Here is a 26,741-nt window from a genome sequence, read left to right as displayed (position 1 = left end):
GTCGAGGGCTTGACCCCATCTTGATCAGATACTCTATTTGCTAAGAAAGCAGTTCGATATTCAGTTTTGAGGGTACATCCTCAACAAAAAGAGAAGCATGACGAAGGTCACGCGTTGGCCGGTGTCAATGACGGTGAGGTTCCACCTGTTCCCATTCCGAACACAGAAGTTAAGCTCACTTGTGCCGAAGATAGTTGGCTGGAAACGGCCTGTGAAAATAGGTAGATGCCGGCTTCTCTTTTTATTATGGCCCGTTGGTCAAGCGGTTAAGACAGCGGCCTCTCACGCCGTTAACGTGGGTTCGATTCCCGCACGGGTCACCAAAAAATGCTCCCCAGCTTAGGCTGGGGAGTTTTTTTGGTGCTTCCGTGCGAGGAATCGAACAGGACGGCCGCCCGCAGGCGGCAAAAAACAATCCTGCGGATTGTTTTTTAGTCCGTGGGAGATGGACGCATGGGTCACCAAAAAGCACTACTTCATTTGAGGTAGTGCTTTTTTCTTTGTATTTGCTTTTCAATAGGTGTCGGGCGTAAATGGTGACCCGTGCAGGAATCGAAAAGCCCGGGCCCCGCGTCCGTGTACCGCGGGGCAAAAACAGCCCTGCGGGCTGTTTTTAGGGCGGGGGAGATTCCCGCACGAGCACGAACGTAGAGGGAGTAGAGTAAAGCAACGCGGGGGGTAGTAGGGCGTAAAGGCGAAGGTACGCGGGCGGATATGGAATCCGCCCCTACGGTGTGAAAGGGAAGGGGGCGATAGAGATACAGTGGAGGGCCGGGCATGCCCGGCCCCTACAGGGGGGCAATGAGCGAAGCTGCAATAGGGGCGAGCGGGCCGGGAGTGATGAACCCGTCCCCTACGAGCCTAGAAATCGGTCATTCATCCCGCTTCAATGACGTTTTATCCATGATTGCCCCATTGATGTCAGACAGCGTGCTAGAATAAAGCCACAGTAAAAAACACAGAAGCGGAGGAAATAACGATGAAACAATGTCCTAAATGCGGTAAGATGCTCAATGATTCTATGGCGTTCTGCACACAGTGCGGCACGCCCTTGGCGAATGCGGCTACCCAACCTGCACCCCAGCCGCCGGTCTGGTCTGCATCGCAGCCTACACAATCCGCGCCCCGGTTCGCCCAGCAACCCACCCAGCAGCACTACTACGCACCTGCCAACCCGGTGCTGAACACCGTAAAGCAGATGGCAACCTCGCCGCTGTTTTTGGCGGCGACGGCTGCCCAGAGCGGCATGGTGCTGTTCAACATCATCGCGTCCATGGCGGGCACAAGCGGCCTGCTGGGGACGGTGGGCACCTATCTTTCGATGATCCTGGGCCTGGGCGGGTACAGCTCACGGGAGGCATCCGGCCTGCTGGACGGCATCGGCTCGCTGTTCACCGGGGCGTCCCTGGGCGCGACCTTGGTGGGGCAGTGCCCGGCTATCCTGATCGCCGTGGGCCTCTGGCTCATCTACCTTGCGGAGGCTGGCAAGATCAGCACAGTGACGAAAAACACCGGCTTTACCCTCGTCAAGATCAGCACCATCATCAGTCTGGCCGTGAGCATTCTGGGCCTGGTCGTGGCGGAAATTTTGGCCATCATGATCACCGCAACCGCGGCAAAATACGATGATTCCGCGATTGGCGGCGGCATCATCATTATGTTGCTTCTGCTGGTCGTCATGGGCCTGGGCATCCTGATGAACAGCAAGACCCTGAGCACCCTTGGCGTGATGGCGAAAACCGCCCAGACCGCGCAGCCCTCGGACAAAATCTCAACCTACGTAGCGGTCGTCAGCTTCCTCAACGGCATCGGTGCCGTGATCGGCATGCTGGGCTTCGGCAGCGTTCCCTCGGTGCTGAGCAGCCTGTGCAATGCGGTGGTCTGCATCTGCTTTGCCGTGTTCCTCTTCCAGTATCGCGACAAGATGCGTGCGCTGATGGCAGGCCGCACCGCGCAGACTGTCTAAAAGCACAGCCGGCGCCCCCTACATAAACTACCTTGCGCAGGAACCTTTCCCCAAAGGCCCCTGCGCTTTTTTGCTGCGCGGCGGCGAGCAATCTGCTGAAAATCACTGTACAATTTTGGAAGATATGCCCAAAGCAATTTGGTTGCAATGCGGCGGGATTTTCGGTATACTGGTATACACAATATACAAAATAACCTGAAGTTCCGTCGAAATTTCAGATGGAAAGCCGGACTGCCGTTGAAAAAAATCAGAATACAACGTGTGAGTGTCTTTGATATCGCGGTCTCGCTGCATGACAGCGACCTTGCCATGTCGGACGCCGAGCAGATGCGCAAAGCCCAGCAGCTGGTCTGCAACAGCCAGTATCAGAATATGCGCAACGACGTCACCAACAAAGTGACGGAGGGCATTGAGAGCCTGACAGAACTGATCCGCAGCAACCAGGGGCGCGCGGCGACCATCTTTACCGACCGCGAGAACCCCGGCCAGAGCATCTTCAAGGATGCCGATCAGGCGTTGTACCAGGTCAAACAGAATGGCAGGCACGGCTGTGGATTCTATTAAAAAGTGGTTGCCCCGGCTGGCGGATGCGCTGTTCCCACGGCGGTGCCCCTTTTGCGGGGCGCTGCTGGGCGCGGATGCCTTGCAGGGCACCGTCTGCCCGGCCTGCGTGCCCGAAGAAATGCGGCTGCAGCACATCCCACCACGCTTGCCGGAAGGGGAGCACAGCTTTTATGCCCTGAGCCAGGCTGCCGCAGCCTACTATTATGCCGACACGGTGCGCAGTGCGATTTTGCGCTGCAAGCGCGGCGGCAGCCCCTGGCGTGCCCGGGAGCTGGCCGACCGCATGGCGGTGTTGGTGTTCGGTGCGCTGCCTGCCAGGCGGGTGGGCGGGCTGCCGCAATATCTGGGCGTCGCCATGCTGCCGCTGTACAACTGCATTGTACCGGTGCCGCCCCGCCAGCCGCTGCCCGGTGTGCCTGGCCTGCCGCTGCTGCTGGCGCAGCGCTTGGGGCAGGTGTTGAGGATCCCGGTGGAAACGCCGCTTTCAGTCCGCCCCGGGACCCGCCCGCAGAAGGAGCTGACCCGGGACGAGCGCCTGCAAAATGCTCGGGGCGCGTTTGTCTGCCACCCGGGTGCGGATTTGACCGGCAAGCGCGTGCTGCTGGTGGATGATATCATCACCACCGGGGCGACGGCGTCGGCCTGTGCGCTGGCCCTGCTGCAAGCCGGGGCCACGGATGTGACGGTGGCCGCCGTGGCTGTGGCGGAGGAGCTGCCGAAAGAAAAGCGGAAGAAAACGAAATGAGACTGTATGCGCCCACCTCCGCGCGGCGCGGGGGTGGGATTTTTTGTGCCCGCCGGATTTTTGGGCAAATTTTATGGGTGTGCCCTCTTGCCAAGTACATAAATATTTTGTATAATTAAATTTGTCTGTACTATGGTTTTGAACGTTTAAGCGAGGTTTTCAAATGCTGACAAAATACCTGAGTGTGTTCTTTATTTCGATGGTCCCCCTGATCGAGCTGCGTGGCGCAATCCCGGTGGGCGTGGCCATGGGCCTGCCGCTGTGGCAGGTGTACATCATAGCCATCATCGGCAATATGATCCCGGTGCCCATCATTTTCTTCTTTGCCCGCAAGGTGCTGGAATGGGGTGCGGGTAAGCCGGTCATCGGCAAATTCTTTACCTTCTGCCTGGAAAAAGGCCACAAGGGCGGCGAGAAGCTGAAGGCCAAGGCTGGCCGCGGCCTGCCCTGGGCGCTGCTGCTGTTCGTTGGTATCCCGCTGCCGGGCACCGGTGCCTGGACCGGCACGCTGGCCGCCAGCCTGCTGGATATGGATTTCAAGTCCAGTGTCCGCGCCTGCATGGGCGGCGTGCTGCTGGCGGGCTGCATCATGGGTGCGCTGAGCGTGCTGGGTGTCTCCGCCTTCGGCGCGGTCGTGGCGTAAATGCCCCGCAACTATCGCCCCGGGCTGGATGTGGTGCGGCTGGCGGCGCTGCTACCGGTGCTGTGCTACCACTATTGCATCGAGGCCGCGCGGCTGGGCTTTGCCGTGCCGACGGCGCTCATCGGGCGCGGTATGGCTGACTGGGTAGAAATCGGGCTGGCGTGGTTTTTTCTGCTGTCGGGTGCGGCACTCTGCCTGCAATGGCAGGGACGGTTTGACGCCCGGCGCTACTTTGTGGGACGTGCGGCGGCCACCTACCCGGCATTCTGGCTGGGGTTTGCGGCGCTGTTTGTCTACGGTGAGATCCTGCACGGCAACAACGCCGATATCCCGCGCTGGCGCGTTGTATTTTCGGTGCTGGGACTGGACGGATATTTAGCCCCTGTGACCGTCACTTTCTACAAAATTGGCGAGTGGTTTTTGGGCGTTATCCTGATTTTGTATCTCGTGTTCCCGCTGCTTTTGTGGTGCATGGAAACACCGCTGCGCCGCAGGGCGCTGGGCGTCTTGATGGCGGTACTGGCGGTTGTCTGGCCGCTGGTCTGCCCTGCGCCGTGGGAGGCCGGACACACAGTGATGGGCCGTTTACCTGCGTTTGCGCTGGGCGTGTGGTTTGGCAGCTCGTTAAAAAACAACGTGCAGCCGTCCTATCGCATTTGCATCGGACTGGCGGTCTGCCCGCTTTTGTGGGTAGATGCGGTCCCGCGCCTGGCCGTGCTGCTGGTGCTGGCGGCGGTGCTGTTCTGGGCGGTCTATGCTGCCGGGCAGCGGCTGCCCCGGCGGTTTTGCCCTGCCCTGCGGCGGCTGGCGGGCTGGTGCTATGGCGTGTACCTTGTGCATCACGTGCTGCTGACGCTGGTGTTCTTGCGGGTCGCGGCGCGGTTCGATCTGCCGCTGACCGGGATGTTCCCGGTGTATCTGGTCGTCAGTTTTGCGCTGGCGGCAGTGCTGATGGCGGTGAGCGGGCCAATCAGCAAGGCCATAAAAAAGCTGGCATAAAAATAAAGGGCGCATGACCTTAACGGTTGTGCGTCCTTTTTTGTGTGTGGGGCGGGGTTTTAAGTGGGGTTGTAGGGCGGCCAGTCCTCTGGCCGCCGTGGCCGTTTGCGGCGATGGAAAAGTGCCCGGGAGGGATGAATCCCTCCCCTACGGATTGGCCGTGAAAGGGATTTTTCGATAAGTTGCGGGCCGGGCATGCCCGGCCCCTACGGACTGCTGTTTCCGGTAACGGGGGTTCGGGGGAACACCCGAATTTAAAGTGGAGGAAGGTTCGGCGGCGTTAAGAACGGACAGTAATACTGCGTCCGTTTAGCCGCCGAAGCTTCCGACTTCCGCTTTGGGGGTCTCGGGGGCGTGCAGCCCCCGAGGCGCGGGTCCCGCTTGGCGGCGCACAACGAGCGCCGCCAGTTTGCTACGCAAACCCGCTCTTGCGGTTGCTTGCCCCGCAGGGGCAAGCATTGCTCACTACCCCAGTTTCGCTCCGCTCAACTGTGGCCCCGTGTTCGCAACCCCGCACCTCGTCGCAACAGCGAGACTTTTCTTTGTTACTTTCTTTTGGTCACAAAAGAAAGTAAGACCTCCCGGGAGGCTGCCGTTTACTGCCGCGCCTGCAGCGCGGCCAGCAGCGGGGGAATCAGCTGTTTTTTGCGGCTGACGACGCCGGGCAGCTTGGCAATATCGCCTTCCGGCTCAACATGGAACGCATCCCGGATGATCTCCTCGGCGTTGTGGCCGTAGAACATCAAATCCGTACTCTGGGTCTTCATGTCAGTGAACATATAGAAAATCAGCGGCAGACCCTCGCGGCGGCTGGCCTCGGGCAGATACGGCTCCACCAGCGCCTCAGCGGCGGCGCGGGATTTGTCGGTCATGTAGGTGGACTGGCCGACGCCGAACTTGACGTCGCCGCGGCTGAACGCCTTGAAGTCCGAGCTGAACACATCCTCGGCTGTGCGGCCGGTCAGGTCCGCGCCCGCTTCAAACATCTGCTCGGCGTAGATCTGGATATCCTCGCCCGCAATCTCGGCCAGCGCCTTGGCGGTGGCCTCGTCCTGCGGGGTGGACGTAGGCGAGCGGAACACCAGTGTGTCGGACAGAATGGCCGACAGCAGCAGGCCCGCGATCTCGCGGCTGGGCGTCAGGCCCTGCTCGCCGTACATCTGGTACAAAATCGTTGCCGTGCAGCCCACCGGCACATTGCGGAAATAGACCGGCCCGGTCGTTTCCAGGCTGCCGATGCGGTGATGGTCAATGATCTCCAAAATATCCGCTTGTTCCAGACCGTCCACGGCCTGGGTGCGCTCGTTGTGGTCAACCAAAATCAGCTGCTTGCGGTGCAGGTTCAAGAGGTTACGGCGGCTGACGACGCCGCAGTACTTGCCGTTCTCGTCCAGAATCGGGAAGTAGCGGTGGCGCACGCTGGCCATGACCTTTTTCGCGTCCTCGATCGGCGTATTGACGCTGAATTTCAGCAGCTCTTTCGTGCGCATAAAGTGGCGCACCGGCGCGGCGGTGGAGATGAGCCGCGCGGCGGCGTAGGTGTCGTAGGGGGTCGCCAGCACGGCGCAGCCCTTCTCCTGGGCGCGGGCCACGATGGTGCGGGGCACCGCCGAGCCGCAGCAGACGATGATGGCCTGTGCGCCGCAGTCGATGGCGCACATCTGCGTCTCGTACCGGTTGGAGACAAGCACGATGTCGCCGGGCTTGACCAGTTCTTCCATGATTTCCGGGCTGGTGCCGATGCAGATGACGCCGCTGTCAATGTGGGCGTCGGCGTTGCCGACGATGAGCTCCGCTTCCAATGTCTCCAACACATTTGTGCAGCGGGTGTTGGCGGCGGCCAGCACGGCCGTGTCAAACAGATCCATGTTTGCGTCGGCAATGTCCTTGATGGTGATAAGGCCTTGCAGCTCGTTCTCGTCATCGACGATGCAGAGCGTGTCGATTTCCACATCGCGCATCAGGTTCCAGGCGGCGCGCAGGCTCATTTCGCCGTCAATGCCGGCCTGCTTGCGGATGTCGATATCTTTAATTTGCGGGCTGACATCGGTACACAGGCGCGGCGGCTCGACGCCGAAATGCTGCAAAACAAATTTCGTCTCGCGATTGACGTGCCCGGCGCGGCGGGCCTCATACAGGCCGGTCAGGCTGCCGCGGTTTTTCAGCCACGCATAGGCCAGCGCGGAGCAGATGGAGTCCGTGTCCGGGTTCTGGTGACCAATGATATTGATGTGGCGCATCGTATTTGCCATAGTGGTTCCCCTCATTGCATGATTAGTGTAAAATATAACTATAATATTCTGTATTATAGCACACTTTTTTGCGTTTTGCGATTCTTGACAAATTGAACATAATAGCGTATTATAAAATAGTATGTGGATATTGGGGTTATACCCCTGCAAATATCAGTATATCGGCATTTTTAATTTGAGAGGGAACGTATATGATTCAGGAAAATCTCCGCAACGTTGCAATCATTGCGCACGTTGACCACGGCAAAACGACGCTGGTCGACCAGATGCTGAAGCAGTCCGGTGCTTTCCGTGCGAACCAGCAGGTCGCCGAGCGCGTCATGGACTCCGGCGATATCGAACGCGAGCGCGGCATCACGATCCTTGCCAAGAACTGCTCCTGCGAGTACAACGGCGTTAAGATCAACATCGTCGACACCCCGGGCCACGCGGACTTCGGCGGCGAGGTCGAGCGCGTTTTGAAGATGGTCAACGGCGTTCTGCTGCTGGTCGATGCAGCCGAGGGCTGCATGCCCCAGACCCGCTTTGTTCTGCAGAAGGCTTTGCAGCAAAACCTGTCTCTCGTCATCGCGGTCAACAAGATCGACCGCCCCGACGCCCGCATTGCGGAAGTCATCGACGAGATTCTGGAGCTGCTGATGGACCTGGGTGCTACCGACGAGCAGCTGGACAGCCCGATGGTCTTCTGCTCCGGCCGTAACGGCACGGCCAGCTATGACTGGACCGATCCTTCCTCCGGCACGGACCTCAAGCCCCTGTTTGACACCATCCTGAAATATGTGCAGCCGCCGGAGGGTGAGCCTGACGAGCCGCTGCAGATGCTGGTTTCCAGCGTTGACTACAACGATTTCGTCGGCCGCATGGGCGTTGGCCGCGTGCAGAACGGCGTTATCAAGGTCGGCAGCCCCATCCAGGTCTGCGACTGGCACAACCCCGACGTGCATATGAGCGGCCGCATCACCAAGCTGTTCGACTTCAAGGCCAATGGCCGTGAGCCGATCGAGAGCGCCCAGGCGGGCGATATCGTCGCCTTCGCAGGTCTGCCCGATATCTCCATCGGCAACACCATCTGCGACCCCAGCAAGGTGCAGCCCCTGCCCTTCGTCAAGATCAACGACCCCACGGTCGAGATGACCTTCTCGGTCAACGATTCCCCGTTCGCCGGCAAGGAGGGCAAGTACGTCACCTCCCGCCAGATCCGTGACCGCCTGATGCGCGAGCTGCTGAAGGATGTCGCCCTGAAGGTCGAGGATTCCGCCACCAACGATTCCTTCCGCGTCATGGGCCGCGGCGAGATGCATCTGTCCATCCTGATCGAGACGATGCGCCGCGAAGGCTATGAGCTGCAGGTCAGCCCCCCGCACGTTCTGACTCACGAGGAGAACGGCAAGGTCATGGAGCCTATGGAGCGCGTTGTCATCGACGTGCCCGAGGTCTATCAGGGCAACGTCATGACCGCTCTGGGTGCCCGCAAGGCCATCCTGATGAATATGCAGATGATGAACAGCCGTTCCCGCATCGAGTTCCGTATGCCCAGCCGCGGCCTGTTCGGCTATCGCAGCCAGTTCCTGACCGACACCCACGGTGAGGGCATCATGAACACGATCTTCGACGGTTACGAGGAATGGTGCGGCGATATCCAGACCCGCTCCACCGGCTCCCTCATCAGCTTTGAGACCGGCGACGCCGTCACCTACGGCCTGTTCAACGCCCAGCAGCGCGGCACCCTGATCGTCAACGCCGGCGAGAAGGTCTACGCGGGCGAGGTCGTCGGCTACACCCCGACCGGCGAGGATATCACGGTCAACGTCTGCAAGACGAAGCACCTGACCAACACCCGCGCCTCCGGCAGCGACGACGCCCTGCGCCTGGTACCGGTCTCCAAGTTCAGCCTGGAGGGCTGCCTGGAATTCCTGGCCCCCGACGAGCTGCTGGAAGTTACCCCCGAGAACCTGCGCATCCGCAAGCGCATTCTGGATCACGACCTGCGCATGAAGGCCGCCAGCAAGAAGAATAAGTAATTTTGCACGATACAGCAAGAGCCGCCCCCGAGTGGAGCGGCTCTTGCTTTTTTATTTACGATTCTGCGCTAAAACATTGCCGCATTGTAGGGGCGGCACATGTGCCGCCCGCGCGTGTACGGAAAACGGTCGTTTATGGGAAGTCCTCGGGCGGCATATATGCCGCCCCTACTGTGCCCACATCTGCACGGGTTGGTAGTCGGTGCTGCCTGCCAGATAATCATCCAGGTCGATCAGTCCATAGGCATCCACCGTGTAGCCGCCGCGTTGGGCGTAACCGTCAATCACAAGCACACGGCCATCCCCGGTCACGGCGATGGGGCGGCCGTAGTTTTCCTCGATACCATAGGCGGCGTTCAGCGTCGGGTCGTGGCAGGGTACGTTGTACATCTGGCCGTCGGCGATGTTATAGATATGCAGCGCGTCCGGCGTGCTTTGCAGGAACACCAATTCCAACTGCCCGCCGCGGCTAAAGCTCTTCGGGCTGCCGGTGCCGCCCACCCAATCGCTGGACGCCTCCGCGTACAGCTCCTGCATGGTGCCCGTCGTGAGGTCGTACCCCAGCAAAGCCTCTTTGCAGCCGTCGCCATCCGATTTTCGCTGCGCAAAATACAGTATATCTCCGCGGCAGCCCCGGTAAATTTTCCAGCTGCCGCCGTCCTCCGGATAGCGCGGCTCGGCAAATAGCTTTTCCAGCGTATTTGTTGCTATATCGTATAAATCAAATTCTCGCTGGGAGTTCTGTATCACAGCCTCATACATTTCCGGATCCGTAGGCAGCGGCATATCAGAGACGATGCGGGTCAACAATATCTTGTTCCCAACCGCACCGAGTATCTCATCTATCTGCGGAATCGATGTGTCCCACGTCGTAACTTCTCCGGTTTGCCAGTCCAGCCGGGCGATACAGTTGTCGCGCAGGACATAGGCCGCGTACTCGTCATAAACCATTGGCGTAATTTCCTGGCTGGCAGTCCATTCTTCACTGCGGCCATCCGGGTAAAAACTCTTAAAGCAAAACTCTGATCCGTCCGCATTCGCCAAAAACACGCGAACTACATTATCGTTTGTGACAAGCAAATCGGAGTACAGGGAATCGGCAATAGCAAGCGACGTTACCTTGGTCTGCACGCCGTCGGCATAGTCCAGCCTTAGCCCCGTAAGCTCAGTCGTGTCTACGTGGCCATACAGCGTGTAATAGGCAGTGTCCGTGTCACACCGCCGGTCATCACACAGCCGCAGCTCCCCCACCGGGAACTGCTCCGCGTCCGCATTTTCCTCGGTTGCCGCTGCCTCGGCGGGCGGGTCGGCGGCAGGGATGGTTGTTGTCTCGGTTGGCGCAGCGGTGCAGGCGGTCAGGGTCAGCGCAGCCGCAAATACAAGAGCAAGTTTTTTCATGACTATTCCTCCCACATCTGCACGGGTTGGTAGTCGGTGCTGCCTGCAAGGTAATCATCAACATCAACCAGCGCGTATCCATCCGTCGCATAACCGCCCTGCTGGGCGTAGCCGTCGGTCACTAGAATGCGGCCGTCGCCCGTCAGGTCTAACGGCCAGCCGTAGTTTTTGCCGCTTCCGTATTGTCCACCCGCAGGTACTTGGTACGGTACATCGTGGGTCGTGCCATCGGCCAGGTTGTACAGCGTCAGGGTGTCCGCCGACTGCCAAAGCAGCACATATTCCAACTGTCCGTTTTTGGAAAACCCCGGGCACCAGCTGCCTTGCTTGTCGGTCAGCGTGCATAGCTCCTGCCAGGTACCGCTGGCCAGGTCGTAGGCTAACAGTGTGTTGTCGGTGTTGTCTGGGGTGGTTCTGTCCCAAAGCGTATGCACAAAATACAACGTGCCGCCCCGGCAGCCTTCGTAAGTTTTCCAGGATGATGACCCATCCTCGGGATAGTACGGTTCATCAAATAATTTTTCAACCGTGTTTGTTGCCAAGTCGTACAGATCGTACTCCCGCAGGGAATTTTGCAGGATAGCTTCGCGCATTTCCTCGTCCTCGCCCTCGGCAGGAAGGGGCGTATCTGACACAATGCGGGTGACAAGCAGCCGATTGTCCACCACGCCCTCCACCGCGGCCAGCTGCAAAAGCGGTGCGGTAAAGTCCGTTACTTCGCCGGTATTCAAGTCCAGCCGGGCGCAGCTAGTGCCGTTGACTTCGTAGGCGGCATACTCGTCATAGACGGTGGGGGTGAATGCCCGGTTGATGATGTGGTCGTCCGTTGTGCCGTCCGGGCGGACAATTATGTAGCGGTGCTGCGTGTCATCCTCGTCCGAACAGAACGCGACCTCGTTTTCGCCCATAGTGATCATGCAGTTCATATTGAGGCCATCCGTGAAGGTAAGGTCGCATAGCTTACTCTGCACGCCGGTGGCGTAGTCCAGCCGCAGAACCGTCCACACTGTGTTGTTCCCGCTGCTGAAACCGCCGTACAAGGCCGTGCCATCCGTGTTATCAAAGGCAGTCAGCCGCAGCTCCCCCACCGGAAACTGCTCCGCGTCCGCATTTTCCTCGGTTGCCGCTGCCTCGGCGGGCGGGTCGGCGGCAGCAGGGACGATTGCTGTCTCGGTCGGCGCAGCGGTGCAGGCGGTCAGGGCCAGCGCAGCCGCAAATACAAGAGCAAGTTTTTTCATGGTGATTCCCCTTTCTGGTTTGATTTGCGGGTAGTATACCATGGGGTTGTGTCCTACTTGTTACACAGAAGGGCGATTTTGGCAGTATTTACAAATTTTTTTGTTAAACTGTGCGCCGAATAAATACACTTGACTTTACACAAAAATCATAGTATAGTAATAAGGCACCCGCATTGCGGCGGGGTATTGGGATGTGAAAGAAATAGGGGGTCAATATGACGGCATTTACCACGTTTGTTGAGCAGTTCAGCGACATTGTCTGGAACTCGTTTCTGCTGTTTTTGCTCGTAGGCACAGGCATTTTCTTTACGATTCGGCTGCGGGGCGTGCAGGTGCGCCGCTTTGGCGAGGGCTTCCGCCGCGTGTTCGGCGGGTTCACGCTGCGCGGCAAAAAGGCGGACGCCGAGGGCATGAGCAGTTTTCAGGCGCTGACGACGGCCATTGCGGCGCAGGTGGGCACCGGCAACATCACCGGCTGCGCCACGGCGCTGGTCAGCGGCGGCCCGGGTGCACTGTTCTGGACCTGGATGTCGGCGTTCTTCGGCATGGCGACCATCTATGCCGAGGCCGTGCTGGCGCAGCACTACAAGACGACCGTGAACGGCCATGTGACCGGCGGCCCGGCGTACTACATCCGGGCGGCATTCAAGGGCAAGCTCGGCAAGATTCTGGCGACCGTGTTCTCGGTACTTATCATTCTGGCGTTGGGCTTCATGGGCAACATGGTCCAGTCCAACTCCATCGGCGACGCATTCCACAACGCCTTTGGCGTGAACCGGCTGGTGGTGGGCGTCGTTGTGGCGGCCATTGCGGCGTTCATCTTCCTGGGCGGCGTGCAGAGAATTGCCGCTGTAACGGAAAAAATCGTACCTGTCATGGCGGCGTTTTACATTGTGGGCTGCATCGTTATCCTGGTCATGAACGCGAAGGTCCTGCCCAACGCTTTGAAGCAGGTGTTTGTGCTGGCATTCCAGCCGCAGGCGATGGCAGGCGGCCTGGCCGGTGTGACCGTGCAGCAGGCCATGCGTTTTGGCGTGGCCCGCGGCCTGTTCTCCAACGAGGCGGGCCTTGGCTCGACGCCGCATGCCCACGCGCTGGCAAAGGTCAAGCAGCCGCAGGATCAGGGCGCAGTGGCAATTCTGGGTGTGTTTGTCGACACGTTCGTTGTGCTGACGCTGACCGGCCTGGTGCTCATCACGTCGGGGCTGATCCCTGAGGGACTGACCGGCACGGCGTTGACCCAGGCTGCGTTCAGCCAGGCGTTCGGCGGGTTTGGGCCGATTTTCATTGCGGTGTGTATGTTCTTCTTCGCGTTTTCGACGATCATCGGCTGGTATTTCTTCGGCCAGTCGAACTTTAAAACGCTGTTCGGTGAGAAGATGCTGCCGGTGTACAGCCTTATCGTGGTCGTGTTTATTTTGGTTGGTTCCACGCTGAAAGTGGATTTGGTGTGGGCGCTGGCCGACCTGTTCAACGGCCTGATGGCTGTGCCCAACCTGCTGGCGCTATTGGCGCTGTCGGGTGTGGTCGTGGCGATCGACCGGAAGTAAGAACGGATGGATAGATAGGAATAAAGCAAAAAATCCTGCCGATGAAATTGTCGGCAGGATTTTTTGTATGATGGAAGGGGTGGTAAAGGCAAACGGCCCGGGGCGTCGAGGACGCCGCCCCCCTACAACTAAAGTGGTGAGTTGCAGTAAGGGCACAGTGCGGCGGCCAGAGGGCTGGCCGCCCTACAACTCTACATACTTTAGTTTTTCCCTAAAGTGCGCGGGGGAACACCCGGCTTCCTCTTTGGGATTCCTAGGGGCGTGGGTACGCTCCGTCGAAAAATATCTCCCGGGAGACTGCCGTTTACACTTTAGCAGAGCACCTCGCCGTGGCGAATCACCTTCAGGATATCCAGCTTATCGTCAACGAGGACAACATTGCCGATCCGCCCGGCATCCAGGCTGCCGTAATCGGCATCGATGCCGATGCTGCGGGCCGGGTTCAGGGTAGCGGCGCGGACGGCACTCTCGAGGGGGACGCCCATCTCCAGCACCGCACGCTTCATGCAGTCGAACAGGCAGGTCGCACTGCCCGCAATCGTGCCGGGCTGCTCGGTCAGGGTCGCGCGGGGACCGCGCACCGTGACAGCCTGGCCGCCCAGGCTGTACTGGCCGTCGGGCAGGCCGCAGGCCATCATGCTGTCGGCAATCAGGATCACATGGTCGTCGCCAAACGTGTTAAAGGTAAACCGCACCATGGCCGGGTGGATGTGTACGTTGTCGGTGATCAGCTCGACCTCGGCACCTTCTTCCAGCGCGGCAATGATGGGGCCCGGCTCACGGTGGGTGATGCCCGGCATCGCGTTGTACAGGTGGGTCATGTGGGTGGCACCGGCGGCAAACGCGGCCTTGGCCGTGTCGTAACTCGTGCAGGTGTGGGCGATGGAAATACGCACCTCGTCGCGGCATTCCTTGATGAAATCCAGGTTGCCCGGCTCCTCGGGGGCTACGTCCACCAGCTTGATCAGCCCGCCGCTGCGCGCCTGCAAACGGCGGAACATCGCAGCGTCCGCGCCCATGACGTACTTCGGGTTCTGGGCACCGACCTTCTTCGGGCTGATGTAGGGGCCTTCCATGTTGATGCCCACCAAATCTGCACCGTGGTCGTTCTTGTGGGCGGCGGCCACATCCATGATGCCGCTCAGGATCTCCTCGCTGAAAGTCATCGTGGCGGGGCAGATAGCGAGAACGCCCTTGCTGGCCTCAAAGTCGGCGATGGCCTGCAGGCCTGCCTCGTCAGCGTCGCAGAAATCATGGCCGACCGCGCCGTGAAAGTGGATATCCACAAGACCCGGCAGCGCGTAGGCACCGCCTGCGTCGATGATTTCCTCGCCCTCCTGGGCCGCCGCGCCAAACACGATACGGCCGTTACGGATGATGAGGTCTTTTTCCACAAAGCGGCAGCCGTCGCTGTACACTTTTGCATTTTTGATGATCATAGCAGTATTCCTCCGCTGATCAGATCTCGCTCAGGGCTTCCTCGTCACCGACCAGGATGAAGTCGGGGTGCATCTGCAGGATGCTGGCGGGGACCTCCGGCGTGACAGGGCCGAAGAACGCCTTCTTGACGATGTCGGCCTTGCCCTTGCCGTTGGCGACCATCAGGACCTTGCGGGCCTGCATGATGGTCTTGATGCCCATGGTGTAGGCCTGCTTGGGGACCAGGTCGGCGTTGCCGTCGAAGAAGCGCTTGTTGGCCTCAATGGTCTCCTCTTTCAGGTCAACGCAGTGGGTGCCCAGCTCGAAGGCCTCGTTCGGCTCGTTGAAGCCGATGTGGCCGTCGTTGCCGATGCCCAGCAGCTGCAGGTCAACGCCGCCGACACTGTGGATGATGGCGTCATAGCGGGCACACTCGGCCGCAGCGTCGAGGTTCGTGCCATCGGGCAGGTTGATGGCCTCGGGGCGGATGTTCACATGGTCAAACAGGTTGCGGTGCATGAAGCTCCAATAGCTCTCGGGGTGCTCCTTCGGCAGGCCGCGGTACTCGTCCAGATTGACGGTCGTGACCTCGGAGAAGTCGATATCGCCCTTGTTGTACCACTCGACCAGCTGCTTGTAGGTGCCCACGGGGGTGCCGCCGGTAGCCAGGCCCAGCACGCAGTTGGGCTTCATGATGACCTGGGCCGAAATGATGTTGGCGGCCTTGCGGGACATATCGTAGTAATCTTTTGCACGGATGATCTTCATAAGACAATACCTCCTGTTTTTTCGGGGCGCGTTGCCCCGGTTCTCCTATCTTCATTATACCACGCTGCGGGTGGGATACTATAAGCAGAAATTGCTTTTTATCCCAAAATTCCGCAGCAGTTTTTGCTATGGTAAAAATAAAAGCCGCGGGTGGGCTTGACGCCCGCCCGCGGCGGATTTGATAAAGGGAACCAGACCTTTACCTGGCAGTGCTGATTTTTACAGCATCTTCTTCAGCTCGTCATACACGAACTGAACCTTGGGTCCGATAACGACCTGGCAAGCGGTCTTGCTGGGACGGATGACACCAGCAGCACCAGCAGCCTTGACGGCCTTCTCGTTGACACCCGTGCTGTCCTTGACCTCAAAGCGCAGACGAGTGGCGCAGTAGTCAACGTTGGCAACATTGTCCTTGCCGCCGACAGCAGCCAGAACGCCGGAGGCGATGGCGGTGAAGTCGTTGTTGGCGAGGGTGATGTTGGCCTCAGCAGCCTCGGCATCCTCGTCCTCACGGCCGGGAGTCTTCAGGTCGAACTTGACGATAGCGAACTTGAAGACCAGGTAGAAGACAACGAAAGCGGCGATGCCCAGAGGGATGATCATCCAGGTGTTAGCATGTGCGGGCAGGCTGGCGGAGAAGATCAGGTCGGTAGCACCGGCGGAGAAGCAGAAGCCTGCGCGGAAGCCGGTGTAGTAGGTGATGATGGTGAAGATGCCGTACAGAGCAGCATAGACAACATACAGGGGGAAGCAGAGGAACATGAAGCCGAACTCGAACGGCTCGGTAACGCCGCAGACGAAGGCGCAGATAGCAGCGGAAACAACCAGGCCGATAGCAGCCTTCTTGTTCTTGGCAGTCTGGACCATGGCCAGAGCAGCACCGGCAATGCCGAACATCATGCAGGGGAAGAAGCCGGACATGTACATACCGAGGCTCCAGCCCACATCGGCGGAGGTGTCACCGGCCCAGTAGTGGCTCAGGTCGCCCAGACCGATGGTGTCGAACCAGAACACGTTGTTCAGAGCGTGATGCAGGCCGGTGGGGATCAGCAGACGGTTCAGGAAAGCGTAGATGCCGGCGCCGATGCCGCTCATCTTGGCAATGCCGTTGCCGAGGGCAACCAGAGCGCCGAAGATGATGGGCCAGACGAACAGCAGAACAACGGAAACCACGATGGAAACAACGGCGGTCACGATAGCAACGCTGCGCTTGCCGCTGAAGAATGCCAGCCAGTCAGGCAGCTGGGTGTTCTTGAACTTGTTGTAGCAGGCAGCACCGATGATGGCGGCCAGGATGCCGATGAAGGAGTTGCCGGCGATCTTGCTGAAAGCAATGTAATCGACGGTGCCTTCCTCCAGCGTGCGGACAGCGCCGACAACGCCGGGGCTGAGCAGCTGCTGCATCATCAGGAAGCTGACCAGACCGGCCAGACCGGCAGTGCCGTCGTGGTCGTCAGACAGACCCACGGCAGCGCCGATGGCGAACAGCCATGCCATGTTGTCGATCAGGGCGCCGCCGGCCTTGATCAGCAGGAAACCGAGCGTGTAAGCGAAACCGGAAGTTGCGCCCTCAGCACCCATAACAGCGGGAGCGAAAGCGTAACCGATGCCCATCAGGATACCACAGACGGGCAGTGCAGCAACGGGAAGCATAAGAGCTTTGCCGAGCTTCTGCAGATACTTCATCATAAAAGCATTCCTCCAAATTTTTGAGTGGGTTTCTCCCAACTCGGTGCGGGGCCGCCTGGTTCTGCGAACAGCGCACTTTGTTAATCTCATCTTAACATATTCTTCACAAAAAAGAAAGCGTTTTTCGCAGAATCAGCGAAAAGCTGAATTTTCGACGGACTTTTTGTGCATAATTCAAACAGACCATTGATTTTTGCCCAAAAATGTTAAAAAATCAATGATTATTAAGAAAGTGATTTTCATAGCATAGGCGTTCAGAGGGGAAATTCTTCACTTTTGGTGTCGCAATACCAAAAATCTGCACAAATCTTTGGTACATTTGCCACGCGCATAAAAGATGAACATCCTGTATAATAAAGGCAAATATCGGTTTTCCATTATTATAAAGGATAAAGGAGAATTGCGATGGCTAACCAAAAGTACATTATGGCGCTGGACGCCGGTACGACGTCGAACCGCTGCATCCTCTTTAACGCCCGGGGCGAAATGTGCAGTGTGGCACAAAAGGAATTTACCCAGTACTTCCCAAAACCGGGCTGGGTCGAGCATGACGCCAACGAAATCTGGACCACCCAGCTCGGCGTGGCGCTCTCGGCCATGAACCAGATCGGCGCGTCGGCGGAGGATATCGCTGCCATCGGCATCACGAACCAGCGCGAGACGACCATCGTCTGGGATCGTGACACCGGCGAGCCGGTCTGCCACGCCATTGTCTGGCAGTGCCGCCGCACCAGCGAATACTGCGACGAGCTGAAAGCCCGCGGCCTGACCGAAAAGTTCCGCGAAAAGACCGGCCTTGTCATTGATGCCTACTTCTCGGCCACAAAGTTAAAGTGGATACTCGATAACGTCCCCGGCGTGCGCGCGCGGGCCGAGCGGGGCGATTTGCTGTTCGGCACGGTGGAGACCTGGCTGATCTGGAAGCTGACCTGCGGCAAGATCCACGTGACCGACTACTCCAACGCCAGCCGGACGATGCTGTTCAACATCCACACGCTGGACTGGGACGACGAGATTCTGCAAATCCTCGATATACCGCGCTGTATGCTGCCGAAGCCTGTGCCCAACAGCGAATTTTACGAGTACGCCGACCCGATGCACTTTGGCGGCGAGATCAAAATTGCGGGCGCGGCGGGTGACCAGCAGGCCGCACTGTTCGGCCAGACCTGCTTTACCAAGGGCGAGGCGAAAAGCACCTTCGGCACCGGCGGCTTTCTGCTGATGAACACCGGGGAAAAGCCGGTATTCTCCCACAACGGACTGGTCACGACGGTGGCGTGGGGACTGGACGGCAAGGTAAATTACGCGCTGGAAGGTTCTATTTTTGTGGCCGGCGCGGCCATCCAGTGGCTGCGGGACGAGTTGCATCTGCTGGAGGACGCCCGCGACAGCGAGTACATGGCCCAGAAGGTCAAGGACACGAACGGCTGTTACGTTGTGCCCGCGTTCACCGGCCTGGGCGCACCCCACTGGGACCAGTACGCCCGCGGGGCCATCGTGGGGCTGACGCGCGGCGTGAACAAAAACCACATCATCCGCGCGACACTGGACAGCCTGTGCTACCAGATCAACGACGTGCTGACCGCGATGCAGGCGGATGCCGGCATTCCGCTGACAGCGCTGAAGGTGGACGGCGGCGCGTGCGCTAACAATTATTTGATGCAGACGATGGCGGACATCAGCGCCCGGCCGGTCAAGCGGCCCTGCTGCGTGGAGACCACGGCGCTGGGCGCGGCCTATCTGGCCGGGCTGGCGGTGGGGTACTGGCAGTCCACAGACGACGTACTGAAAAACTGGTCGGTGGATCGCGAATTTGTGCCCGCCCTGACCGAAGCCGAGCGCACCAGGCGCATCCAGGGCTGGAATAAGGCCGTGCGCTGCAGCTACGGCTGGGCGAAGGAGGATTGACCCAAAGCCTTCCCCTTAGGGGGAAGGCGGCCCCGCAGGGCCGGATGAGGGGAGAACTTACGGAAGAGGTCTTTTAAAAACGTGCCTCCCGGTAGGGGCCGGACATGTCCGGCCCTCTGCCAAAAGGCAAAATTACGCTTGCGGAAAGGCCTGACCTGCGGCAGTGGCAAGGCCCCCGGGCGGATATGGAATCCGCCCCTACGCTGTAGGGGGCGATGCTCGCATCGACCCGGAGGGCTTCCAGCACCGCACACTCTCTGCGGGCGACCAATGGTCGCCCCTACATGCTCTGCAAACAAACAACACGAGGTACAATATATGCACGATATCATCATCATTGGCGCGGGCGTGTCCGGGTGTGCCTGCGCACGGGAACTTTCGCGCTATAACGCGGATATTCTGGTGCTGGAGAAAGAGGAGGACGTCTGCTGCGGCACGTCCAAGGCCAACAGTGCCATCGTTCACGCCGGGTACGACGCCGCAAACGGCAGCCTGATGGCGCAGCTCAACGTCGAGGGCAGCCGCCGTATGCCTGCCCTTGCCAAGGAGCTGGACTTTGCCTACGACCAGTGCGGCAGTCTTGTCGTCTGCCTGAGTGAGGACGACCGCCCCGCGCTGCAAAAACTCTACGAGAACGGCGTCGCCAACGGCGTGGAAGGGCTGCGCATCGTCGAGCGCGACGAGTTGGTCACGATGGAACCGAACATTGCCGACACTGCCGTCGCCGCCCTGTGGGCACCCACCGGCGGCATCGTCTGCCCCTTTGGCCTGACCTACGCCCTGGCCGAAAACGCAGCCAAAAACGGCGTGCAGTTCCGGTTTGACACCAAAGTCACCGGTCTGCACCCACTGCCCGGGGGCGGTTGGCAGGTCGATACCGACCGCGGCAGCTGCCAGGCGCGCTGCATCGTCAATGCGGCGGGCGTCTACGCCGACACGCTGCACAACCTGGCCGACGCTGCCCACCCTATGAAAATTACCGCGCGGCGCGGGGATTACTTCCTGTTGGACCACACGGCCGGACAACACGTGCGACACACGGTGTTCCAGCTGCCGGGCAAGTACGGCAAGGGCGTGCTGGTCACGCCCACGGTCCACGGCAACCTGCTGGTTGGCCCCACGGCCATCGATGTGGACGACAAGGAGGCTACCGCCACAACGGCGGCGGGCCTGGACGAGGTGCGCACAAAATCCGGGCTGGCGGTCAAGGATATCCCGCTGCGCCAGACCATCACGAGCTTTGCGGGCCTGCGCGCCCACGAGGCACGGCATGACTTTTTCATCGGTGAGATCGCCCCCGGCTTTGTGGACTGCGCGGCCATCGAGTCCCCGGGCCTGTCCAGCGCCCCGGCCATCGGCGCGATGGTGGCGGGCATCGTGCGGGACAGCTTGCAGCTAAAGGAAAACCCGGCCTTTGACCCGATACGCAAGGGCATCCTGGATCCCAAGGCGCTGGATTTTGCCGCGCGGGCCGAACTTATTAAACAAAACCCGGCCTACGGCCAAATCATCTGCCGATGCGAGAGCGTGACCGAGGGCGAAATCATCGACGCCATCCACCGCACGCCCGGCGCACGCAGCCTGGACGGTGTCAAACGGCGCACCCGCGCGGGCATGGGCCGCTGCCAGGCGGGCTTCTGCAGCCCCCGCGTCATGGAGATATTGGCGCGGGAGCTGGGCGTGGCCCAAAGTGAAATCACAAAATCCGGCGGCGACTCCAAAATCATCGTCGGCACAAATAAAGATGCGTTTTGAAAGGGGGGCTGCGGCAATGAAAAATGTAGATTTGGTCATCATCGGCGGCGGCCCTGCCGGGCTGGCGGCAGCCGTGGCGGCACGCAAAAACGGCGTGCAGGACATTTTGATTCTGGAGCGCGACAGTGAGCTGGGCGGCATCCTGAACCAGTGCATCCACAACGGTTTCGGGCTGCATACATTCAAAGAAGAATTGACCGGCCCTGAGTACGCCGCGCGGTTCATCGCGCAGGTGCAAGAGCTGGGCATCGAATATAAGCTCAACACCATGGTGCTGGATCTGGCGGCGGACAAGACCGTGACAGCCATGAACAAATCGGACGGCCTGTTCCAGCTGCACCCCAAGGCCGTGATTCTGGCCATGGGCTGCCGTGAGCGCCCGCGCGGTGCGCTGAACATCCCGGGCTACCGCCCGGCGGGCATCTTTACCGCAGGCACGGCGCAGCGGCTCGTCAACATGGAAGGGTATCTCCCCGGGCGGCGGGTCGTGATTCTGGGCAGCGGCGATATCGGGCTTATCATGGCGCGGCGCATGACGCTGGAGGGCGCAAAAGTCCTCTGCGTGGCCGAGTTGATGCCCTACTCCGGCGGGTTGAAGCGCAATATTGTACAGTGCCTCGATGATTTCGACATCCCATTGAAACTGAGCCATACCGTGGTGGATATCCAGGGCAAAGAGCGCGTGACCGGCATCACGATCGCGCAGGTCGAAAACGGCAAGCCCATCCCCGGCACCGAGGAACACTACGACTGTGACACGCTGCTGCTCTCCTGCGGGCTGCTGCCCGAGAATGAGCTGAGCCGCGCGGCGGGGGTGGCGCTCAGTCCCATCACCGGCGGCCCCAGCGTGAACGAGAGCCTGGAGACGAACATCCCCGGCGTGTTTGCGGCGGGCAACGTGCTCCACGTACATGACCTGGTGGACTATGTCTCCGAGGAAGCGGGGGCAGCGGGCGAACACGCCGCCGCGTACATTCTGAAAGGCGAACACGCAGCCGGGCGTACACTGCCTGTGCGCTGCGAAAACGGTGTGCGCTACACCGTGCCCACGGCCATCCGCCCCGACTGCGCGGGTGACACCGTGACGCTGCGGTTCCGGGTGGGCGGCGTGTACAAAAACAAAAAAATCGCGGTCTACCTGGGCGATACCTGCATTTTCAGCCGTCGCCGGCCTGTGCTGGCCCCCGGTGAGATGGAGACCGTGCGGCTGAAAGCCGACCTGCTGCGCGGCGCAGGCGACGCCGTGACCGTGACTTTGGAGGAGGGCTGACGATGGAAAAACGTGAATTGATCTGCATCGGCTGCCCGATGGGCTGCGCCCTGACGGTGGAACTGGACGGTGGCGCGGTGGTGTCGGTGCGCGGCAACACCTGCCCGCGGGGCGACGCCTACGCCCGCAAGGAAGTGACGGCCCCCACCCGCATCGTGACCACGACGGTGCGCGTGACAGACGGCGTGTTGGCTGCCGTGAGCTGCAAGACCCGCGGCGATATCCCGAAGGGCAAGATTTTCGATATCATCCGCGCGTTGAAAGCGGTGGAGGTCGCTGCGCCGGTGGTGATCGGGCAGGTGATTTTGCCCAATGCCGCCGACACCGGCGTGGATGTGATCGCAACCAAGAATGTGGAAAAACGAGGATAACACAGAAACCCCGCCCGGGCGTGATGGCCCGGGCGGGGTGGTTTTTATGGGAAAAATTTTTGGTTGTGATGGTGGGCACCGGGGCAGAGCGTGTAGGGGCGAACATTGTTCGCCCGCAGAACCACGCAGCGGCAACCCTTTTACCGGGAAACACCGGCACATCCGGCCCTCATCCAGCCCTGCGGGGCCACCTTCCCCCTCGGAGGAAGGCTGGGAAATTTTACCCCAGCAAATTCGTCATGCTCTTTAAGCTGACGCCGAGGGTCGAGGCGTTGTGCAGCAGGGCGGAGGTGGCGGGAGGCAGGATGCCCATGGCACCCAGCACAATCAGGGTGCTGTTGAAGCTCATGATAAAGCGGTAGTTCGCCTTCGTGCGCTTTTGCAGGCCGTTGGCGATGCTCTTCAAAATCACCAGCTCGCGCAGGCTGTCGGCGGCAATCGTGATATCCGCAATTTCCCGGGCAATGGCCGCGCCGTCGCTGATGGCAATGCCGACGTCAGCGGCGGACAGGGCAGGGGAGTCGTTGATGCCGTCGCCCAGCATGATAACGGTGTGCCCGGCGGCTTTTTCGGCCTCCACAAAGTTGGCTTTGTCCTCGGGCAAGACCTCGGAGTAGTAGCGGTCCACGCCGACCTGGTTGGCAATCACCGACGCCGTGCGGTCGTTGTCGCCGGTCATCATGACGGCCTTGCGGATGCCTAAGCTGCGCAGTTGGCGCAGCACCTCGGCGGCTTCCTCGCGCAGGGGGTCGGCAATGCAGATGACACCGGCCAGCACACCGCCGATGGCAAGATACAGGTGGGAATATTCTGGCGGTAATGCGTCGAATTTATTGCACTCGGCCGTCGGGATGCAGCAGCCCTCGTCCTCAAAGACAAAGTGCTGGCTGCCGATGACGGCCTTCTCGCCGCCAATCTGGCTGGCGATGCCGTGGGCGACGACGTATTGCACCTCGCTGTGCATCTCGTCGTGGCGGATGCCCTTCGCGGCGGCCGCCTGGACGACGGCGTTCGCCATCGAGTGGGGGTAGTGCTCTTCCAGGCAGGCCGCGATCTGCAGGACTTCGTCCTCAGTGCGGGTGCCGAAGGGTACTACCTGCACGACGGTGGGGGTCGCGTGGGTCAGCGTGCCGGTCTTGTCAAACACGATGGTGTCGGCGTTGGCCAAGGCCTCAAGATATTTGCCGCCCTTGACCGTGATGTGGTAGCTGCCGCACTCGCGCATGGCGGACAGCACGGCCAGCGGCATAGACAGCTTGAGCGCGCAGGAGAAATCGACCATCAGAATCGAGATCGCACGGGTCACGTTGCGGGTCAGCGCGTAGGTCACAGCGGTGCCCAGCAGACTGTACGGCACCAGCTTGTCCGCCAGGGCCGCAGCGCGGGTCTCGCTGGCAGACTTCAGCTTCTCGGAGTTCTCAATCATCTTGACGATCTGGTCATAGCGGCCGTTGCCGGCCTGCTGCTCCACGGTCACGGTGATCTGGCCTTCCTCGACGACGGTGCCGGCGTAGACGACGGCACCGTTCGACTTGCGCACAGGCTCGGCCTCGCCGGTCAGCGATGCCTGGTTGACGCTGGCCTCGCCGTCCAGCACTTTGCCGTCCAGCGGGATGACACTGCCGGTGTGTACGACGATGGCGTCGCCTGCGCGGACCTGGGAAATCGGCACCAGCACTTCGCCCTCGGCGGTCTGCTGCCAGACGCGGTCGACATTCAGCGACATACAGCGGGCCAGGTCGCCCAGGGACTTCTTGCGGGTCCATTCTTCCAGCAGTTCGCCCAGGCGCAGCAGGAACATGACCGACCCGGCGGTCGAGAAGTCGCCGCGCAGCATCGAAACGCCGATGGACAGCGCGTCGAGCACTTCGACTTCCAGCTTGCGCCGCCACAGGCAGCGCAGACCGCGGAAAACGTAGGGCACGCTGCGCACCAGTGTGTAGGCCATGCGCAGCGGTGCAGGCAGGAACAGATTGCGCGCAAAGTGGAAGATCGTCATATTGACGAGCTTTTCCTGATATTCGCGGTTGACGGCGCGGGGGCTGTTGGCTGGGACTTCGGCCAGGGCCTCCACATCGAACTTGAAAGCGGCCAGCCCCTTGACGACCCCGGCGCGGTCAGCGGTGTAGACGACCACGACGTCACAGGTGCGCTCATACACGGCGGCAGTGCGCACGCCGGGCAGGGCAGTCAGGTAGTCCTGCAGCTGGTCTGCCTCGGCTAAAGACATCCGCTTTTTGTTGAGGTGCAGGCGCATCCGCCCGCGGCTCTCGTGCAGAATATTCCATTTCATAAGCTACTCTCCCAAGAAATAAAAAAGGCTTCCCCGGTAGGTGGGGAAGGCTTTTTTAGCAAGCGTTAAAACGCAGTAGAGGTGTAGGGGGCGCATATATGCGCCCCGCAGCCTACCCGCTAGCAGTCGTCCGCCGTGTGGTTGCGGGCGGCCTATATGCCGCCTCTACATGGCGTCGGCTGCATTTGCAGTAATCTGTCAAAAATTACTCGGCGGCCTTGTCGGCGGCGTCCTCAACAACGGCGTCATCCTCGGCGGCGCGCTGCTCGTTGATCTCCTTGGCGTCGGCCAGGATGTCACCGCAGTTCTCCTGCAGGCTGGTGGCGGTCTTCATGACCTGGTCCTTCATGCGCAGCACGGCGGCGGTGCACTGGGTGTACACCTTCTTCGCGTCCTTGCTGGTCAGGAGCTCAATACCGGCGGAACCAAACAGTGCGCCGCCTGCAAACAAACCAATCTTTGCCCAATTCATAGTTCAAATCCCCTTTACAAAAAGTTATGGCAATACCGCATAATTCTAAGTGCCGATACGGCGAGCGAGGTGCGGCAGCTGCTAAGCCAAAAGCGCAGATAATACTGGATGTCTTATCGAGCATTTTGGCAACGCAGATGCCGTGCCGCAGCCGCCGGAGCGGTGCTTAAGCCGTCAGGCGGGAATTGTGCGGTGTTGTCTTATATAAATTGTGCCCTAAAGGGCGAACCTGTAAGGTTTAAGTATAATTCTACAACAGTTAGTTATGACTGAGTTAGACCAAAAAGACGGGTGATGTGCAGATTGGATTTTATGTGTGGATTACACACCGCTGGCGGGCCGCTGGACCGTCGGGCACGCTACCCGCCGCAGCTCTGTGGGGCGGCGGCCGGTGTGGCGGCGGAAGGCCGCGGCAAACCGGCTGGGGTCCTCGTAGCCGACACGGTGCGCGATCTCGGCCACCGGCAGGTCGCTCTCCTGCAAAAGCTGGGCGGCGGTGTCCATGCGCAGCCCGCGCAGGTAGCTGGCCACCGGCACGCCGTATAGCGCCTTAAAGCAGATCTTCAGCGAGCTTTGGGAAAGATGGAACCGTGCGGCCAGCTCGGGCAGGGTAATACGGCTGCCTTGGTGGGTCAGCAGGTAGTCGTGGGCCTGGCGGGTGTGCTCCAGCTGCATCCGGTCAAAGTAGGGCGTCTGGGGTGTGTCGGCCTCGGCATAGCGGCTGACCAGCTCGTCCCAATGCTCCAGCGCGGCGGCGGCCACGCAGGGGTCATACATAATGCCGCTGTTGCGTTCAATTTCGCGGCGGCAGGCGGCGCTGGTCATGGCCGGGCGGTAACTGCGGCTGCTCATCATGGCGTCGATGGAATCCACCACCGCCAGAATGCGCGACCCCAGCGGGATATCGGCGCCGCGCAGGCCGTCGGGGTAGCCGCGGCCGTCCCACCGCTCATGATGGTGGCGCACCAGCACGGCAATCTCTTTGAAATCATCGACCTTGCGCAGAATTTCATACCCGGTGACGGGGTGGCGGCGCATTTCCTCCCACTCGGGGTTGGTCAAAGGCCCGGCCTTGCGCAGCACGGAATCCGGCACGGCAATCTTGCCGATATCGTGCAGGTGGGCGGCCATGTGAAGGAGCGTCGTCTCATCCTCGCTCAAATCCAGGGCGGTGGCCAGCACCAGTACCATGTCGGCTACCCGGTCGGAGTGCTTGGCGGTGTAGGCATCGCGGGCGTCCATGGCGGCGACGATGCTCTCAATCAGGTCATGATATTGCATCAGATGGCTTGTATTGTGCAGCGCGGTGTCCGGCCGCTGTGTCTGGTTTGCCATAGCCGCGTCTCCCTTCCAGTGGTTGTGGTTAGTATGGATTAACTGTTAGTTTAGACTATCTTACTGCGCGGCGCAAAATTTGTCA

At 60.2% G+C, this 26,741-nt stretch carries 20 protein-coding genes, 1 tRNA gene and 1 rRNA gene; 13 read left to right on the top strand and 9 right to left on the bottom strand.

All coding sequences use genetic code 11. The features are described 5' to 3' along the window. Positions 1-117 precede the first annotated feature (117 nt). From rrf to GPK89_RS10740, 7 genes are all read left to right on the top strand, one after another. Positions 118-234: ribosomal RNA gene (gene rrf / locus GPK89_RS10770) — 5S ribosomal RNA — on the top strand. Between the two features lie 14 nt (positions 235-248). After that, positions 249-323 (top strand) — tRNA-Glu (locus GPK89_RS10765). Positions 324-979: 656 nt separating this feature from the next. After that, positions 980-1,966 (top strand): zinc ribbon domain-containing protein, encoded by a 987-nt coding sequence (locus GPK89_RS10760; RefSeq protein WP_215693029.1) that lies wholly within the window; start codon positions 980-982, stop codon positions 1,964-1,966. 261 nt (positions 1,967-2,227) lie between these two features. Beyond that, entirely contained in the window at positions 2,228-2,530 is a 303-nt protein-coding gene (locus GPK89_RS16290) for a GGDEF domain-containing protein (protein WP_252261632.1), read from the top strand. Continuing rightward, positions 2,517-3,275, top strand: a complete 759-nt coding sequence (locus GPK89_RS16630; RefSeq protein ID WP_215693027.1) for a ComF family protein — start codon at positions 2,517-2,519, stop codon at positions 3,273-3,275. Before GPK89_RS16290 ends, GPK89_RS16630 begins: the two co-directional genes overlap by 14 nt. Before the next feature lie 163 nt (positions 3,276-3,438). After that, entirely contained in the window at positions 3,439-3,918 is a 480-nt protein-coding gene (locus tag GPK89_RS10745) for a COG2426 family protein (protein WP_215693025.1), read from the top strand. Beyond that, the gene (locus GPK89_RS10740) at positions 3,919-4,917 is read left to right on the top strand and encodes an acyltransferase family protein (protein ID WP_215693023.1); all 999 of its coding nucleotides are present in this window, start codon (positions 3,919-3,921) and stop codon (positions 4,915-4,917) included. It begins immediately after the preceding gene. A gap of 596 nt (positions 4,918-5,513) precedes the next feature. Here the strand turns inward: GPK89_RS10740 and GPK89_RS10735 are convergent. Continuing rightward, entirely contained in the window at positions 5,514-7,169 is a 1,656-nt protein-coding gene (locus tag GPK89_RS10735) for a putative manganese-dependent inorganic diphosphatase (protein ID WP_215693021.1), read from the bottom strand. A gap of 191 nt (positions 7,170-7,360) precedes the next feature. Here GPK89_RS10735 and typA point away from each other — a divergent pair, with 191 nt between their 5' ends. Further along, entirely contained in the window at positions 7,361-9,190 is a 1,830-nt protein-coding gene (gene typA, locus GPK89_RS10730) for a translational GTPase TypA (RefSeq protein ID WP_215693019.1), read from the top strand. Positions 9,191-9,358: 168 nt separating this feature from the next. Here the strand turns inward: typA and GPK89_RS10725 are convergent, their stop codons facing one another. Both GPK89_RS10725 and GPK89_RS10720 read right to left on the bottom strand, forming a co-directional pair. Beyond that, positions 9,359-10,588 carry a hypothetical protein gene (locus GPK89_RS10725; RefSeq protein ID WP_215693016.1) on the bottom strand — a complete coding sequence of 410 codons (1,230 nt, stop codon included), beginning with the start codon at positions 10,586-10,588 and terminating at the stop codon, positions 9,359-9,361. A gap of 2 nt (positions 10,589-10,590) precedes the next feature. Further along, entirely contained in the window at positions 10,591-11,826 is a 1,236-nt protein-coding gene (locus GPK89_RS10720; protein WP_215693014.1) for a hypothetical protein, read from the bottom strand. Between the two features lie 215 nt (positions 11,827-12,041). Between GPK89_RS10720 and GPK89_RS10715 the strand changes: the two genes are divergently transcribed. Continuing rightward, positions 12,042-13,376 (top strand): alanine/glycine:cation symporter family protein, encoded by a 1,335-nt coding sequence (locus GPK89_RS10715; protein ID WP_215693012.1) that lies wholly within the window; start codon positions 12,042-12,044, stop codon positions 13,374-13,376. Between the two features lie 311 nt (positions 13,377-13,687). Here the strand turns inward: GPK89_RS10715 and nagA are convergent, their stop codons facing one another. The 3 genes from nagA to GPK89_RS10700 form a co-directional block, all read right to left on the bottom strand. After that, positions 13,688-14,815, bottom strand: a complete 1,128-nt coding sequence (nagA, locus tag GPK89_RS10710; RefSeq protein WP_215693010.1) for an N-acetylglucosamine-6-phosphate deacetylase — start codon at positions 14,813-14,815, stop codon at positions 13,688-13,690. A gap of 19 nt (positions 14,816-14,834) precedes the next feature. Then, positions 14,835-15,563: a glucosamine-6-phosphate deaminase gene (nagB, locus tag GPK89_RS10705; protein WP_215693008.1), complete on the bottom strand. Its 729-nt coding sequence runs from the start codon at positions 15,561-15,563 to the stop codon at positions 14,835-14,837. Positions 15,564-15,782: 219 nt separating this feature from the next. Then, positions 15,783-17,252, bottom strand: coding sequence for a PTS transporter subunit EIIC (locus tag GPK89_RS10700; RefSeq protein WP_215693006.1), 1,470 nt, complete (start codon positions 17,250-17,252; stop codon positions 15,783-15,785). A 405-nt stretch (positions 17,253-17,657) separates the two neighbouring features. Here GPK89_RS10700 and glpK point away from each other — a divergent pair, with 405 nt between their 5' ends. From glpK to GPK89_RS10680, 4 genes are all read left to right on the top strand, one after another. After that, entirely contained in the window at positions 17,658-19,160 is a 1,503-nt protein-coding gene (gene glpK, locus GPK89_RS10695) for a glycerol kinase GlpK (protein WP_215693003.1), read from the top strand. A 318-nt stretch (positions 19,161-19,478) separates the two neighbouring features. Continuing rightward, entirely contained in the window at positions 19,479-20,915 is a 1,437-nt protein-coding gene (locus tag GPK89_RS10690) for an NAD(P)/FAD-dependent oxidoreductase (protein ID WP_215693001.1), read from the top strand. A 16-nt stretch (positions 20,916-20,931) separates the two neighbouring features. Further along, on the top strand, positions 20,932-22,185 hold the full coding sequence (locus GPK89_RS10685) for an NAD(P)/FAD-dependent oxidoreductase (RefSeq protein WP_215693000.1): 1,254 nt from the start codon (positions 20,932-20,934) through the stop codon (positions 22,183-22,185). Between the two features lie 2 nt (positions 22,186-22,187). Further along, entirely contained in the window at positions 22,188-22,556 is a 369-nt protein-coding gene (locus tag GPK89_RS10680) for a DUF1667 domain-containing protein (RefSeq protein ID WP_215692998.1), read from the top strand. A 220-nt stretch (positions 22,557-22,776) separates the two neighbouring features. Here GPK89_RS10680 and GPK89_RS10675 read toward each other — a convergent pair whose 3' ends face one another. From GPK89_RS10675 to GPK89_RS16625, 3 genes are all read right to left on the bottom strand, one after another. Next, entirely contained in the window at positions 22,777-24,849 is a 2,073-nt protein-coding gene (locus GPK89_RS10675) for a heavy metal translocating P-type ATPase (protein ID WP_215692996.1), read from the bottom strand. Positions 24,850-25,054: 205 nt separating this feature from the next. Beyond that, positions 25,055-25,321, bottom strand: coding sequence for a DUF6110 family protein (locus GPK89_RS10670; RefSeq protein ID WP_215692994.1), 267 nt, complete (start codon positions 25,319-25,321; stop codon positions 25,055-25,057). 321 nt (positions 25,322-25,642) lie between these two features. Further along, positions 25,643-26,656 carry an HD domain-containing phosphohydrolase gene (locus GPK89_RS16625; protein WP_215692992.1) on the bottom strand — a complete coding sequence of 338 codons (1,014 nt, stop codon included), beginning with the start codon at positions 26,654-26,656 and terminating at the stop codon, positions 25,643-25,645. Positions 26,657-26,741: the final 85 nt, after the last annotated feature.

Origin of the sequence: Gemmiger formicilis (genome assembly GCF_018784445.1) — a bacterium.
GTDB lineage: Bacteria > Bacillota > Clostridia > Oscillospirales > Ruminococcaceae > Gemmiger.
Note: the sequence above shows the minus strand (reverse complement) of the source record. Positions and strands in the feature narration are given on the sequence as shown.